The sequence below is a fragment of the Cryobacterium psychrotolerans genome, from assembly GCF_900101115.1.
Classification (GTDB): Bacteria; Actinomycetota; Actinomycetes; order Actinomycetales; family Microbacteriaceae; genus Cryobacterium; species Cryobacterium psychrotolerans.
Map to the genome: position 1 here is coordinate 24,035 of NZ_FNFU01000010.1, position 13,731 is coordinate 37,765.

Here is a 13,731-nt window from a genome sequence, read left to right on the forward strand (position 1 = left end):
CCATGAGCGCCGCGCCCGCCGTCCTTCCCGCTATCCGGATCACCGCGCTCGGCAAGCGTTTCGGCGCCGACGGACCCCTCGTGCTCGACGACGTGACCCTGTCGATCCAGCCGGGAGAGTTCGTCTGCCTGCTCGGCGCATCCGGCTGCGGCAAGTCGACCCTGCTCAACATCATCGCGGGCCTCGACGCTCCCAGCACCGGAACGGTCACCGTCGCCAGCGGCAGCGCCGCGGTCATGTTCCAGGACGCCGCGCTCTTCCCGTGGCTGACGGCCGGCCGCAACGTCGAACTCGCGCTCAAGCTGCGCGGGGTGCCGCGGGACAAGCGCCGCGGGAAGGCCCTCGAGCTGCTCGACGTCGTCAACCTCGCGGATGCCGCCTCGAAGCGCCCGCACGAACTGTCCGGCGGCATGCGGCAACGCGTCGCCCTCGCCCGCTCGCTCGCCCAGGACCGCAAGGTGCTCCTGATGGACGAACCCTTCGCCGCCCTCGACGCCATCACCCGCGACCTGCTGCACGAGGAACTCGAGCGGGTGTGGCGCGAAACAGGACGCACGATCGTCTTCGTCACCCACAACGTGCGCGAGGCCGCCCGGCTCGGCCAGCGGGTGCTGCTGATGTCGTCGCGGCCCGGCCGCATCGCCAACGAGTGGCGCCTCGCCGACGACGGGCCACGACGGATCGAATCCCCCGAGGTTTCTCGTCTCTCGATCGAAATCACCGAGCAGCTCCGAAGGGAGATCCGCCGCAATGCCGCCTGACACCACCACCGTCGCTCCCCAGTCCGTAGCCCCATCCGGCGCGCCCGCTTCCGGCCGCCCGGCCGACGACCTGCGCACGCTCGAATCCGGTCTCGACGCCCTGCAGGCCGTCCCGAGCACCGAGAAGGGCAGCGTGCGGCGCATCCTCGAGGGGGTGCTGCCGCCGGTGCTGCTGCTGGCCGGCCTCGTCGCCGTGTGGCAGCTCTACGTCGTCATCGCCCGCCCCCGGCCCGACCTCGTGCCCGGGCCCCTCGACGTGCTCGGCGCGCTCGGTACCGCGTGGGCAGACGGCCGCCTGCAGCTCGCCGTGCTCACCAGCCTCGAACGCGGCGGGGTCGGCTTCCTCATCGCCGTCGCCATCGGCACGCCCCTCGGCCTGCTGCTGGCGGAGTGGCGGCCTCTGCGCCTCGCGCTCGGCCCGCTCCTCTCCGGCCTCCAGGTGCTCCCCTCCGTCGCCTGGGTTCCCGCGGCGATCATCTGGTTCGGGCTCTCCGACGCCACCGTCTACTTCGTCGTGCTCATGGGCGCCGTGCCCTCGATCGCGAACGGGCTCGTCTCCGGCATCGACCAGGTGCCGCCGCAGCTGCGCCGGGTGGGAACGGTGCTCGGCGCCGGCCGCATCCAGCTCGCCACCCTCGTCGTGCTGCCCGCGGCCCTGCCCGGCTACTTCTCCGGCCTGAAACAGGGCTGGGCCTTCTCCTGGCGCTCGCTGATGGCCGCCGAGATCATCGCCATGGGCGGCACGATCGGCTTCGGCCTCGGCTCGATGCTGCAGCAGAGCCGCGAACTCGCCGACCTCGGCAGCGTGCTGGCCACCATCCTGCTCATCCTCGGCGTCGGCATCCTCGTCGAACTCGCCGTCTTCGCCCCGATCGAACGGCGGCTGCTGCGCCGCCGCGGACTCACCCCAGGAGGTATCCGATGACCGACCCCGCACTCCTGTACCCGCTCGGCCTGCACCTGGCCGGCCGGCCCGTCACCGTCGTCGGCGGCGGGGCCGTGGCCGCCCGCCGCGCCTCCGGGCTCGTGCTCGTCGGCGCGATCGTCACCGTCGTCGCCCCGGAGGCCGGCCCCGAGCTTCGCTCCCTCGTGCGTAACGGCGCGCTCACCTGGCGCGCCCGCCCCTACGCCTCGGGCGACCTCGACGGCGCCTGGCTGGCGCACACCGCGACCGGCGTGCCGGAGGTCGACGCGCAGGTCGCGGCCGACGCCGAGGCCGCCCGGCTCTGGTGCGTCACCGCCTCCGACCACCGCGGCTCGGCGGCCTGGGTTCCGGCCGTCGCCCGGCGGGACGCGGTCACCGTCGCCGTGTCGGCGGGCGGGGATCCGCGCCGCGCGATGGCACTCCGGGATGCGATCGCCACCGCCCTCGACGCGGGCTCGCTGCCGCTGCGGCACCACCGCCGCGCGGAGGGAGCCGGCACCGTGCACCTCGTCGGCGGCGGGCCCGGCGATCCCGGCCTGATCACCGTGCGCGGGCGACGCCTGCTCGCGGAGGCCGACGTCGTCATCGCCGATCGACTGGGGCCGCGCTCGCTCCTCGGTGAGCTGTCTGCCGAGGTGCTCGTCATCGACGTCGGCAAGCTCCCCGGCCACCACCCGGTGCCGCAGGACGAGATCAACGCGCTCCTGGTCGAGCACGCCCTGGCCGGATCCCGGGTCGTGCGGCTCAAGGGCGGCGACCCGTTCGTGCTCGGACGCGGCGGCGAGGAGGCCGAGTACTGCCGCAGCCACGGCGTCCCGGTCGAAATAGTGCCCGGCGTGACCAGCGCCATTTCGGTCCCGGCCGCCGCCGGCATCCCGGTCACCCACCGCGGGGTCGCGGGCGGCTTCACCGTCGTCACCGGCCACGAGCAGATCGCCGGGCTGCCGGGCGGCGCCGACCACACGGTCGTGCTCCTGATGGGCGTGAGCGCCCTCGCCGGCTCGGCCGGGGTCCTGGCCGCCGGCTCCCGCGGCGGCGGATGCCCCGTCGCGATCATCGAGGACGGCTACGGCCTGAACCAGCGCGTCACCATCGGCACGCTCGACACGATTGCCGCGCAGGCGGGGGCCCGGGGCGTGCGCTCGCCGGCCGTCATCGTCGTCGGCGACGTCGTCTCCCTCAGCCCGTACGCAGACCCGACCATCCAGTTCGCCTCCCCCGTGCCGCGAAATGCCGTACCCCGAAAGGCCCTCACATGACCCGGACGCCTCCAGCGCCTGACGCGCCCCAGCCCCTGCCAGCGGCACAGAGCCGGCCCGCGGCCCAGCCCCTGCGCGTCGCGATCATCGGCGCCGGGCCGGCCGGAATCTACGCCGGCAACATCCTGAGTAAGGCAGTGCGGGACGCCGGCGCCGAGGTGGGCATCGACCTGTTCGATTCCCTGCCGGCCCCGTACGGGCTGATCCGGTACGGCGTCGCCCCCGACCACCCGCGCATCAAGGGCATCGTGAACTCCCTGCACGAGATGCTCGACACCGGCAACATCCGCTTCATCGGCAACGTCGCGTACGGCGTCGACCTGGGCCTGGACGAGCTGCGGGCGCACTACCACGCCGTCATCTTCGCGACCGGGGCGATCCGCGACGCCGACCTCGACATCCCCGGCATCGGTCTGCCCGGCTCGTTCGGCGCGGCCGACTTCGTCTCCTGGTTCGACGGGCACCCGGATGCCCCGCGCGTCTGGCCGCTCGATGCGACCGACATCGCCGTGATCGGCAACGGCAACGTCGCCCTCGACGTCGCCCGCATGCTCGCCAAGCACCCGGACGACCTGCTGCCGACGGATATTCCCGCCACGGTATACGACGGGCTGGCCGGCTCGCCGGTGACCGATGTGCACGTGTTCGGCCGCCGTGGGCCGGCGCAGGTGAAGTTCACCCCGATCGAGCTGCGCGAGCTCGGCGATGTGCCGGGCGTCGACGTGATCGTCTACGCGGAGGACTTCGACGACGCGGAGCTCGCCCGCCAGCTCTTAAGCGCCAACAACCAGGTCAAGGTCATGACCCGCACCCTCACCGGCTGGCTGGCGAAGGAACCCACGGGCGCCTCGCGCCGCCTGCACCTGCACTTCCACCACTCCCCGGCCCTGGTGTACGGCGACGGCCGGGTCGAGGGGATGCGCTTCGAACGCACCGAGGCGACCGGTGTTGCTGCCGGCGGCGGGGCGAGCGGCGTGCGCGGCACCGGCGAGATCAGGGACTACCCGCTGCAGGCGGTCTACCGCGCGGTCGGCTACCGCGGCAGCGCCCTCCCCGAGGTGCCGTTCGACGAGGCCCGCGGCGTGATCCCGAACGACGGCGGGCGTGTGCTCGACGCGGCCGGGGCGCCCATCCGGGGCCTCTACGCCACCGGCTGGATCAAGCGCGGACCGGTCGGCCTGATCGGCCATACCAAGGGCGATGCCCTGGAGACGATCACCCGGCTCGTCGACGACGCAGCGCTGCTGCCGGATCCGTCGGTCGCCGACCCGGACGCGGTGCTCGCGCTGCTGGCGGAGCGCGGCGTGCGGTTCACCACCTGGCCCGGCTGGCTCGCCCTCGACGCCCACGAACGCGGGCTCGGCGCCGCGGACGTCTCCCCGGTCGCGCGCGAACGGGTCAAGGTCGTCGCCCGCGGCGAGCAGGTCGACATCGCCCGCGCCGGCGCCCTGGTCGACTCGTGACCTACGTCATCGCGCTGCCCTGCGTCGACGTGAAGGACCGCGCCTGCATCGACGAATGCCCCGTGGACTGCATCTACGAGGGCGAGCGGTCGCTCTACATCCAGCCGGACGAGTGCGTGGACTGCGCCGCCTGCGAACCGGTCTGCCCGGTCGAGGCCATCTACTACGAGGACGACCTGCCCGAGGCATGGGCCGAGTACTACACCGCGAACGTCGAGTTCTTCTCCGAGATCGGCTCCCCCGGTGGAGCCGCGAAGACGGGCACGCTGGGCTTCGATCATCCGATCATCGCCGCGCTCCCGCCCCAGGGCGGCAGCGAATGAGTGACGAAGCGGGCTCCTCTGCTCACGAAGCCTACGACAGCGACGCCTACGACTGCGTGGTCATCGGGGCCGGCCCGGCCGGGTTGTCCGCCGCGCTCAACCTGACCCGCGCGCGCCAGCGGGTGCTCGTCGTCGACAGCGACCGGCCGCGCCACGCGGCCACGATGCTCTCGCACGGTTTCCTCACCCGGGACGGCGTGCCGCCGCACGAGCTGCGCCGCATCGCCAGGGAGGAACTCGAGCGCTACCCCGAGGCCGAGATCCTGCGACGATCCACGGTCGACCGGGTCGAGCGCAACCATGATCGTGACGAGGCCGGCGGTGCCCACGCTGGGGCGCATCCCTTCACCGTGCGGATCAGCGGGCGCACAGCGGCCGGCGCGCGCGTGGTGAGGAGCCGCACGGTTGTGGTGGCGACGGGCCTCCGCGAGACCCTTCCGGCGCTTCCGTCCATCCGCGCCTACTACGGCATGAGCCTGTTCAGCTGCGCGGCCTGCGACGGCTACGAGCAGGGCGAGGGCCCCGTAGCCCTGATCGGCGAGACCGACGACCTGTTCGCCCGGGCGCTCCTGGTCGGGCAGTGGAGCAGCACGGTGACCGTGTTCACGAACGGCGTGGCGTCGCTGACCGCGCACGAGGAGAGCGAACTCGGCGACCGGGGCATCAGGGTCGAACGCCGGGTCATCGACGACCTCGAAGGTGAGCGCGGAGCGATCGCCGCCGTGCGCCTTTTCGATGGGGAACGGATCCCGGTCACCGGCGGGTTCGTGCGTCCGCTCTGGCATCCGATCGTGGGGTTCCTGGGCGACCTGGACCTGGACACCGACGCCTCAGGCCACCTGGTCACCGACCGGGACGGCCGCACCAGCCTGGCCGGTGTCTATGCGGCCGGGGATGTCGCCGCTCCCGGCCCGCAACAGCTCATCGTCGCCGCCGGGGCCGGCGCGCGTGCCGCCGCGATCATCACCCACGACCTGCTCGGGGTGACGACCGCCCACTGAGCGATGACTTCTAGCTGTGGCCGCACGCATCCGTCCCGGAGCAACGCAAGCGGCCACTGCTGGGAGTTATCCCCCACTACTCGCGTGCTACTCCCCGACGGTCCCGTCGACGGCCTCCCGCAGCAGGTCGGCGTGGCCGCAGTGCCGCGCGGTCTCCTCGATCAGGTGGGTGAGGATCCAGCGCAGGTTCCAGTGTGCGCCGTCCCGGTCGGTGCCGACGGACAGCGCGGAGAGGTCAGCGCCGGCCAGGGCGTGGCGGCTGCGCTCGCAGGCCGACTGGTACAGCGAACGCAGGGCATCCGGATCGTCTCCCGCGGCGCTGTGGAAGTCCCAGTCCCGGTCTTCGGCCCACGGCGCACTCGCCCACGGCTCGAGCTCCGGCAGGCCGAGGAACTTCTCCTGGATCCAGTAGTCCTCGACCAGGGCGAGGTGCTTGAGCAGCCCGCCCAGGGTGAGCGTCGACGGAAGCAGCCGCCGGTTCAGCCCGGCGGCATCCAGCCCCTCGGTCTTACCCAGCAGCGCCGCCCGCAGGAAGTCGAGGAACTCGTTCAGGGTGGTCCGCTCGTCGGCGGCGGGCTGCGGGTCGATGCGGTCCATGGTCATGAGACCTTCTCCGTCTCCCGTTCCGTCTCCCTGGCGACGCGCTGGCCGACGACCGCGGACACGCCGTCCTGCCGCATCGAGACGCCGTAGAGGGCGTCCGCGATCTCCATCGTGCGTTTCTGGTGCGTGATCACGATGAGCTGGCTGGTCTCGCGCAGGTCCTCGAAGATCGTGAGCAGCCGGCCGAGGTTGGCGTCGTCAAGGGCCGCCTCGACCTCGTCCATGATGTAGAACGGGCTGGGCCGGGCCTTGAAGATGGCGATCAGCAGGGCGACGGCGGCCAGCGACCGTTCGCCGCCCGAGAGCAGCGAGAGGCGTTCGATCTTCTTGCCGGCCGGCTTGACCGACACCTCGATGCCGGTCGTGAGCATGTCGTCCGGGTTCGTCAGCCAGATGCTGCCGCTGCCGCCGGGGAAAAGCACCGGGAACACGTCGGCGAAGGCCGCCCGGGTGTCCTCGAACGCGGCCGCGAAGATCGCGCCCATCTTCTCGTCGATGTCCCCGATGATCGTGAGCAGGTCCGTGCGCGTGTTGGTCAGGTCGGTCAACTGCTCGGTGAGGAATTTGTGCCGCTGCTCCAGCGCCGCGAACTCCTCGAGCGCGAGCGGGTTCACCCGACCGAGCTGGCCGAACTTGCGTTCGGCCGTGGCCAGGCGCCGCTTCTGCTGCTCGCGGTCGAACGGGGTGCCCTCCGCGCCCGGATCGACGGAGGCAACGGATGCCGCGGCCCCGTCTGCGACCTCGGCAGCGACGCCGTCCGCCGGAATCAACTGGTCCGGGCCGTACTCAGCGACGAGCACGTCCGGGGTCAGTCCGAGTTCGCTGCCGGCCCGTTCGATCAGGGCGGAGAGGTGCAGCTTCTTCTCGTAGATCTGCAGTTCGAGCCCGTGCACGTTCTCGGTGACGGCCTGCAGGCGGGTGCGCAGCGCGTTCTCCTCGCGGCGCAGCAGCAACAGCTCCTCGTTCTGGCTGGCCCGTTCGGCTTCGGCGGCGGCCAGCCGGGCGCGCGCCTCACCGACGGAGGCCTCGACGGAGGCCAGCACGGCCGGCAGCGCCTCGGCGACATTCGACGCCGCATCCACCTGCCGGCGACGGATGACCGCGCGCCGCGCCGCCTCTTCCGCCGCGGCCCGATCGGCCTCGAGCTGTTTGCCCAGCAGGGCCGTGCGCGCCTCCTCCGTCCGCACGCGTTCGCGGGCCGTCTCCACCTGGAGCCTCGCCTCGACTTCGCCGTCCCTGGCCTGCTCGAGCAGGGCGTAGAGCGCGTCCCTCGAGCTGACGTCGAGGATCGGCCGCGGCCGGGACTGCACCGTTTCGAGCTCGGCCCTGGCCCCTGCGACGGCGCCCTCGGCGTCGGCGACGGCAGCTGCGGCCAGCTTCAGGCCGGCGGACACCCGGTCGAGTTCGGCCCCGGATGCCTCGAGCTGCACGGTCGCCCGGTTGGTCTTCTCGGCCCTGGCCGCGAGCCGGGAATCGAACGCGCGCAGGGCGGTGAGGGCGCCCGCGGCCTGCTGCTTCAGCGCCTGCAGGAGCGTGCGCGCTTCGCCCAGGTCGAACCGAACCCGCTCAATGGACGACGTGACCAGGGCGAGCTTGTCGGCGGCCGTGTCGCGTTCGGCGACGAGTTCGAGCTTGCTTTGCCTGGCCCCGGAGCCGCCGCGGAGCACGTAAGCGGTGAGCACCTCGCCCGCCCTGGTGATGATCGTGAGGGAGCCAAGGCCGCGCCCGGCCAGCGCCCCGAACGCGGACCGCGCCGCCTCGAGGTCGTCGGCGATGACCGTGTGGGCGAGGATCCCGAGCACGCCGCTCGGCGCCTCGACCACGGACCGCGCCCAGGCCAGGCCGGGGAGGCCGTCCAGGTCGGGCGAGGCAGCGGCATCCGCGTCGGCGACGACCAGTTCGACCCGGCCGAGGTCGTCGCCCAGGGCGGTGTCCAGGGCCGCGAAGGCGTCGCCCTGGGTTTCGGCCAGGACCGCGTCGGCGAGCGAGCCGAGCGCGGCGGCGATCGCGGGTTCGTAGCCGGGGTGCACGCGCACGTGCTCGGCGAGCAGGCCGCGGATTCCCGGGAGTCCGGCACCGACGAGGGCGGATGATCCGTCCTTCTGGTCCAGGGCAAGCGAGAGGGCGCCGGTTCGCGCTGCGAGCGCATCCCGCTCGCGTTCCTGGCCGTGCAGCGTCTCGCGCAGGCTCTCGATCTCGGCTTCGACCTCCCGCACGGATGCCTGGGCTGCCTCGTACGCCTCGTCGAGGTTCGTGTCGACGTCACCCTCCGCGGCCTCCGCCTCGAGCGCGTCGAACTGCGCCTGCGCGGCGGCCCGACGTGACTCTGCCGCGTCGACGGCGTTCTGCTGGCGGAGCACCTCACCGCGAACGGCGGCCAGACGGGATGACGCGGTCTCGGACTGGCCCTTGAGCCTGGAGACCTCGAGGTCGTGCCTGGAGACGAGCACCGCCTGCGCGGCGATTTCCTCGTCAACCGAATCGAGCTGCCCGCGTGCTGCCGCCGCCCCGGCCTGCGCGGCAGCCCAGCGTTCCTGCGCGGCCGTGATGGCCTCCCGGAGCCGGTCGACCTCCGCCTGGGCATCCGTCAGCATTGCCGGAGTCACGCTGGGGCCTCCCGCGGCGGGCTCGGCCTGCGAACCGAGCAGCGCCAGCCGCTGGTTGGCGAGCGTGTAGAGGCCGCGAAGCCGCTCCTGCACGGATTCGAGGCCGAAGCTGGTGCGCCTGGCCAGGTCGACGGCATCCCCGACCTGCGCCTGCTCGAGGCGCTGGAGGCGCAGTTCCTTCTGGCCGAGCTGCTCCTGCAGCACGATCCGCTCGGAGTGGCGTTCGCTCTCGGTGCGCCCGTGCGAGTCGAGCGCCGTGCGCAGCGTGACAACGTCGTCCGCGAGGAGCCTGGCCCTGGCGTCGCGCACAACGGCTGCGATGGTCTGCGCCTCGCGGGCGATCTCGGCCTGGTGGCCGAGGGGCTTCAGCTGGCGCCGGATCTCCCCGGCAAGGTCGCTCAGCCGGGTCAGGTTGTTCTGCATGGCCTCGAGTTTGCGCAGGGTCTTCTCTTTGCGCCGCCGGTGCTTGAGGATGCCCGCTGCCTCCTCGATGAAGCCGCGGCGCTCCTCCGGGCTGGCGCGCAGCACCGCGTCGAGCTGGCCCTGGCCGACGATCACGTGCATTTCGCGGCCGAGGCCGGAGTCGCTGAGCAGCTCCTGAACGTCGAGGAGCCGGCAGGCCTGCCCGTTGATGGCGTAGTCGCTGCCGCCGTTGCGGAACAGGGTGCGCGAGATGGTGACCTCGGAGTACTCGATCGGCAGCGCGCCGTCGGCATTGTCGATCGTCAACGTCACTTCGGCCCGGCCGAGCGGCCCCTTAGTCGACGTGCCGGCGAAGATGACGTCCTCCATCTTTCCGCCGCGGAGGGTCTTGGCCCCCTGCTCGCCCATCACCCAGGCGAGCGCGTCGACGACGTTGGACTTGCCGGAGCCGTTCGGGCCGACCACGCACGTGACGCCCGGCTCGAAGGCGAAGGTGGTGGGCTGGGCGAACGACTTGAACCCCTTGAGGGTGAGGCTCTTCAGGTACAACGGGTGCCCTCTCCGAAGTGTCGATGTCGACGTGCCGTGGCCGTCACGGCCCGGTCATGCTGGGACTACGGTACCGGACTCTGTGCGGAGAACCCGGCAGGCGCCAGGCTGGTCGGCTGCGCAGATCGTGCGGCCTTCGCACCGGAAGCCGGCCGTCATGACGATCGAACACTTCACCGTCGGCGAACTCGCCGTCCCGGCCGCACCCGGGGCGGAGGGCTGGGGCGATTTCCGGGCCGCGACCACGGTGCGGAACGCGGTCGAAGCGGCCGCCTACGGCACCGACGAGCTCGCCCTGTCGGCCGAGGAACTGCTCCCCTACTGGCTGAACCAGGAGTACGCCCCGGCGCGGATGCTCGTGGCCCGCGTCGGCGGGGAAATCGTGGCGCGGGGCGTCTACGAGACGCGGCCTGAGGCATCCGCGGATGTCGCGTGGCTGGCCCTCGAGGTTCTCCCCGCTTTCCGGCGGCGAGGCATCGGGACCGCGCTGGCCGACCGCCTGGAGTCGATCGCTGCGGAGGAGGGGCGCGTGCGGGCACTCGTCTATGCGGCGTCGCGGGAGGCGCCGGGCGAGAGGCTGCCGTCGCCGACGGGTTTCGGCTCCGTGCCCCTGGCCAACCCGGAGGTGCGGTTCCTGCTGGCCCGCGGGTACACGCTCGAGCAGATGGAGCGCGGCAGCCGCCTGCCCCTGCCCGTCGACGAGGGCGCGCTGGCCCGGCACTTCGACGGCGCGGCGACGACGTCCGGCCCCGATTACGCCGTGCACCGCTGGGCCGACCGCACGCCCGAACGCTGGCTGGCGGACATGGCGCTCCTCCGCACCCGGATGACCACGGATGCCCCGAGCGCCGGGCTCGAGGAGCCCGAAGATGTCTGGACGGTGCAGCGCGTCCTCGAGGAGGATGAGGCGTTCGCGGCAGGCCCGCGGACGACCCTGACCGCCGTGGTGGAGCACCGGCCGACCGGGCGCCTGGCCGGGTTCACCGAGCTGTCCGTGCCGGCCGAGACGTCCCGCGCCGTGCACCAGGAGGACACCCTGGTGCTGAAGGAACACCGCGGCCACCGGCTCGGGATGCTGCTGAAGATCGCGAACCTGCAGGGTCTCGCGGCGGAGCGGCCGGGGCATCCGTCGGTGATCACGTTCAACGCCGAGGAGAACCGGCACATGCTCTCGGTGAACGAGGCCGTCGGCTTCGTCCCGATCGGCTACGAAGGCGCCTGGAGGCGCTAAACCCGCCGCCGCCCATCCCGCCGAAGGAAAACGAGGTCCGAGACCGAGACCGCGACCGAGACCCGAGAGCCGAGACCCGAGGGCGCGCTCAGCGCAGGCGCTGGCAGCGCGGGCAGAAGTGCGACGACCGGTTCATGAACTGGGCGCGCACCATGGTGGTGCCGCAGCGGAGGCACGGCTTGCCGTGCTGCCCGTAGGCGGTGAGGCTGTGCGAGAAGTACCCCGACTCGCCGTTGACGTTCACATACTGAGCGTCGAAGCTCGTTCCGCCCTCGGCCAGGGCCCGGTGCAGGATGCCGCGGACAGAGGCCAGCAGGGTGCGCGCCTTTGCCGCGGTGAGCGACGCGGCCGGCTGGTCGAAGTGGATGCGGGCGTCGAACAGGGCCTCGTCGGCGTAGATGTTGCCGATTCCGCTGATCAGCGTCTGGTCGAGGAGGGCCCGCTTGATGCCCGTCTTCTTGCGAGCCAGGGCGCGGAAGAAGGCATCCGCCGGGAAGGCAGGGTCGATCGGGTCACGGGCTATGTGCGCCACCTGCGAGGGGATGAGCGTCTCCCACTCCCCCGCCGCAGCAGCACCAGGGAAGCCGGCGGGCAGCCCGTCGCTCGTCGGCTGCATCCGGTCGACGGCCATGCTGCCGAAGATGCGCTGGTCGACGAAGTTGAGCCACAACTCACCGTGCACCGGATGCTCGAGGTGCAGCCGGATCCGCAACAGCCGATCCTCCGCCGGGCGGCCTCCGGTGATCGAACCTGTGGTGATCGAGCCCGTGGCGATCGAGCCCGTCGAGATCCGGGCTGCGCTGCCGGGCGCGCGCAGCAAGACCTGCCCGCTCATGCCGAGGTGGATGACCAGGGCCCGGCCGGAATCCAGCGGCAGCCAGAGGAACTTGCCGCGGCGCACGGCGGCCAGCACGCGCCGACCCTCGAGGAGGTCGGTGAACGGGCCGGCGGACAGGTCGTGGCGCCTGAGCGATCGTTGCTCGAAGACCTCCACGGCGGAAATGACCGCGCCGGTGACGGCCGGCTCAATGCCGGCGCGAACGACTTCAACCTCGGGCAGCTCCGGCACGTCGGCCTCACTCGGCCGGGGTCAGCCGGCGGAGAGCACGATCCAGGCCTCGAGCGCGGCAGCCATTTCGGCGTGCTTCTTGCTCGTGCCTTCGCCCCGCGCCGAGACGACGGTGCCGATGACGACCGTGGCGACGAACACCTTCGAGTGATCCGGTCCGCTTTCGGTGACGGTGTACACGGGCACGCCGGTTCCGCGGCGCGCCGCGACCTCCTGCAGGCTCGTTTTGGGGTCCATCGAGCCGCCGAAGCGGTCGGGATCGGACAGGAGCGGCTCGATCAGCCGCATCACGAGGGCGGTCGCCGCATCCGTGCCGGTGTCCAGATAGGCGGCGCCGATGAGCGCCTCGACCGTGTCGGCCAGGATGGACGCCTTCTCGCGGCCACCGGTGAGGACTTCACCGCGGCCCAGCCGGATGTACTCGCCGAGTGAGATGCCGCGTGCGACCTCCGCGAGGGCAGCACTGGAGACCAGGCGGGCCCGCCGCTTGGCGAGTTCGCCCTCGCTCAGCAGCGGGTACTCCCGGTACAGCATGACCGTCACCGACTGTCCGAGGATCGAGTCGCCCAGGAACTCCAGTCGCTCGTTCGTCGGGATTCCGCCGTTTTCGTACGCAAATGACCGGTGGGTCAGGGCGAGCTCAAGCAAACCCTGGTCGATCTGCACGCCCAGGGTCTCCTGCAACGCGGAAAGATCGACCGAACCACCGGTCATCGGTTCCCCGGTCATCGAATTAGACGTCGGCGACCTTGCGGCCCTTGTATTCCATGAACAGTGCCGTGCCGGCGGAGTCGGTGACGACCTTCGCACGGTGCGGGAGGCTGTAAACGACCTTGCCGTTTTCCATGGTCTTCACCAGGGTGGGGGCTTCGGCCTTCCAGCAGGAACGACGTGAGCGGGTGTTGGAGCGTGACTGCTTGCGCTTCGGAACTGCCATGACTACTTCTCTTCTCTATCCGTTTCAGCATGAGTGTCTTCACCCGTGCTGATGTCTGTGGAAGCCTGGAACTTCAGGAGCGCCGACCACCTGGGGTCAGGCGTCTCTTGCGGTTCCTGATCAGGGATTTCGGCCAACCGTAGCCCGGTCTCGGGGTCGAGACCTGGACAATCCGGCCGGCATACCGGCTGGAACGGCAGTGACAAAACCACTGCATCCCTGATCAGAGGTTCAAGATCCACGTGGTCGTCTTGAACCTCAAATTCAAAAGCTTCCTCTGAAGAATACGCGAAAAGCTCCGTAAACTCGACTTGGACAGGCAAGTCGATGTCAATCAGGCACCGACCGCACATTCCGCTGGCGGTTCCGGACACGTCCGCGGTCACCAGGATGCCCTCGTGGATCGCCTCCAGCCGCAGGTCTGCCTCGAGGGTGGACCCCGCTTTCACGGCCACCAGGCCTTCCCCGAGGTCTTCGGGCACCAGGATGTCGAGCTGGCGCTCATGCTGGATGCCGGGGCGGTTGATGAGGTCGCGGACATCGACTTTGTACGGTGTCTTTTTGAACTTGGTCACGAGGGG

Annotated in this window: 13 protein-coding genes; 7 read left to right on the plus strand and 6 right to left on the minus strand. The window is 71.3% G+C overall.

Features of this window, described 5'->3' with window-relative positions:
- Positions 1–2: 2 nt before the first annotated feature.
- Genes BLQ39_RS09770 through BLQ39_RS09795 form a run of 6 tightly spaced genes read left to right on the plus strand, consistent with a single transcriptional unit; the run spans position 3 to position 5,732 of the window.
- On the plus strand, positions 3–761 hold the full coding sequence (locus tag BLQ39_RS09770; protein WP_092323622.1) for an ABC transporter ATP-binding protein: 759 nt from the start codon (positions 3–5) through the stop codon (positions 759–761).
- Positions 751–1,686, plus strand: a complete 936-nt coding sequence (locus tag BLQ39_RS09775; RefSeq protein ID WP_092323623.1) for an ABC transporter permease — start codon at positions 751–753, stop codon at positions 1,684–1,686. The genes BLQ39_RS09770 and BLQ39_RS09775 overlap by 11 nt, the downstream gene beginning before the upstream one ends.
- On the plus strand, positions 1,683–2,945 hold the full coding sequence (gene cobA / locus BLQ39_RS09780) for a uroporphyrinogen-III C-methyltransferase (RefSeq protein ID WP_092323625.1): 1,263 nt from the start codon (positions 1,683–1,685) through the stop codon (positions 2,943–2,945). Before BLQ39_RS09775 ends, cobA begins: the two co-directional genes overlap by 4 nt.
- Complete coding sequence (locus BLQ39_RS09785; protein WP_092323626.1) at positions 2,942–4,408, plus strand: FAD-dependent oxidoreductase; 1,467 nt, start codon at positions 2,942–2,944, stop codon at positions 4,406–4,408. Before cobA ends, BLQ39_RS09785 begins: the two co-directional genes overlap by 4 nt.
- Entirely contained in the window at positions 4,405–4,731 is a 327-nt protein-coding gene (fdxA, locus tag BLQ39_RS09790; protein ID WP_092323628.1) for a ferredoxin, read from the plus strand. Before BLQ39_RS09785 ends, fdxA begins: the two co-directional genes overlap by 4 nt.
- The gene (locus tag BLQ39_RS09795; RefSeq protein WP_092323629.1) at positions 4,728–5,732 is read left to right on the plus strand and encodes an NAD(P)/FAD-dependent oxidoreductase; all 1,005 of its coding nucleotides are present in this window, start codon (positions 4,728–4,730) and stop codon (positions 5,730–5,732) included. Before fdxA ends, BLQ39_RS09795 begins: the two co-directional genes overlap by 4 nt.
- Positions 5,733–5,819: 87 nt before the next feature.
- Here BLQ39_RS09795 and BLQ39_RS09800 read toward each other — a convergent pair whose 3' ends face one another.
- Together BLQ39_RS09800 and smc are read right to left on the minus strand one after the other, a co-directional pair.
- On the minus strand, positions 5,820–6,335 hold the full coding sequence (locus BLQ39_RS09800) for a DinB family protein (protein ID WP_092323631.1): 516 nt from the start codon (positions 6,333–6,335) through the stop codon (positions 5,820–5,822).
- Positions 6,332–9,913: a chromosome segregation protein SMC gene (gene smc, locus BLQ39_RS09805; protein WP_092323632.1), complete on the minus strand. Its 3,582-nt coding sequence runs from the start codon at positions 9,911–9,913 to the stop codon at positions 6,332–6,334. The genes BLQ39_RS09800 and smc overlap by 4 nt, the downstream gene beginning before the upstream one ends.
- Before the next feature lie 157 nt (positions 9,914–10,070).
- Here smc and BLQ39_RS09810 point away from each other — a divergent pair, with 157 nt between their 5' ends.
- Entirely contained in the window at positions 10,071–11,144 is a 1,074-nt protein-coding gene (locus tag BLQ39_RS09810) for a GNAT family N-acetyltransferase (RefSeq protein ID WP_092323634.1), read from the plus strand.
- A gap of 88 nt (positions 11,145–11,232) precedes the next feature.
- Here BLQ39_RS09810 and mutM read toward each other — a convergent pair whose 3' ends face one another.
- From mutM to BLQ39_RS09830, 4 genes are read right to left on the minus strand one after another with little or no spacing between them, the layout of a single operon-like run.
- Complete coding sequence (gene mutM / locus BLQ39_RS09815) at positions 11,233–12,213, minus strand: bifunctional DNA-formamidopyrimidine glycosylase/DNA-(apurinic or apyrimidinic site) lyase (protein ID WP_092323635.1); 981 nt, start codon at positions 12,211–12,213, stop codon at positions 11,233–11,235.
- Positions 12,214–12,234: 21 nt separating this feature from the next.
- Positions 12,235–12,942 carry a ribonuclease III gene (gene rnc / locus BLQ39_RS09820; RefSeq protein ID WP_422386378.1) on the minus strand — a complete coding sequence of 236 codons (708 nt, stop codon included), beginning with the start codon at positions 12,940–12,942 and terminating at the stop codon, positions 12,235–12,237.
- Positions 12,943–12,946: 4 nt separating this feature from the next.
- Positions 12,947–13,150 (minus strand): 50S ribosomal protein L32, encoded by a 204-nt coding sequence (gene rpmF / locus BLQ39_RS09825; protein ID WP_092323636.1) that lies wholly within the window; start codon positions 13,148–13,150, stop codon positions 12,947–12,949.
- A 2-nt stretch (positions 13,151–13,152) separates the two neighbouring features.
- Positions 13,153–13,725, minus strand: a complete 573-nt coding sequence (locus tag BLQ39_RS09830) for a YceD family protein (RefSeq protein ID WP_092323638.1) — start codon at positions 13,723–13,725, stop codon at positions 13,153–13,155.
- Positions 13,726–13,731 lie beyond the last annotated feature (6 nt).

Bases quoted from the DNA above. Each gene is read 5' to 3' on its own strand.
- BLQ39_RS09770 (WP_092323622.1), top strand. From the start codon at position 3: ATGAGCGCCGCGCCCGCCGTCCTTCCCGCTATCCGGATCACCGCGCTC.
- BLQ39_RS09775 (WP_092323623.1), top strand. From the start codon at position 751: ATGCCGCCTGACACCACCACCGTCGCTCCCCAGTCCGTAGCCCCATCC.
- cobA (WP_092323625.1), top strand. From the start codon at position 1,683: ATGACCGACCCCGCACTCCTGTACCCGCTCGGCCTGCACCTGGCCGGC.
- BLQ39_RS09785 (WP_092323626.1), top strand. From the start codon at position 2,942: ATGACCCGGACGCCTCCAGCGCCTGACGCGCCCCAGCCCCTGCCAGCG.
- BLQ39_RS09795 (WP_092323629.1), top strand. From the start codon at position 4,728: ATGAGTGACGAAGCGGGCTCCTCTGCTCACGAAGCCTACGACAGCGAC.
- BLQ39_RS09800 (WP_092323631.1), bottom strand. From the start codon at position 6,335: ATGACCATGGACCGCATCGACCCGCAGCCCGCCGCCGACGAGCGGACC.
- BLQ39_RS09810 (WP_092323634.1), top strand. From the start codon at position 10,071: ATGACGATCGAACACTTCACCGTCGGCGAACTCGCCGTCCCGGCCGCA.
- rnc (WP_422386378.1), bottom strand. From the start codon at position 12,942: ATGACCGGGGAACCGATGACCGGTGGTTCGGTCGATCTTTCCGCGTTG.
- rpmF (WP_092323636.1), bottom strand. From the start codon at position 13,150: ATGGCAGTTCCGAAGCGCAAGCAGTCACGCTCCAACACCCGCTCACGT.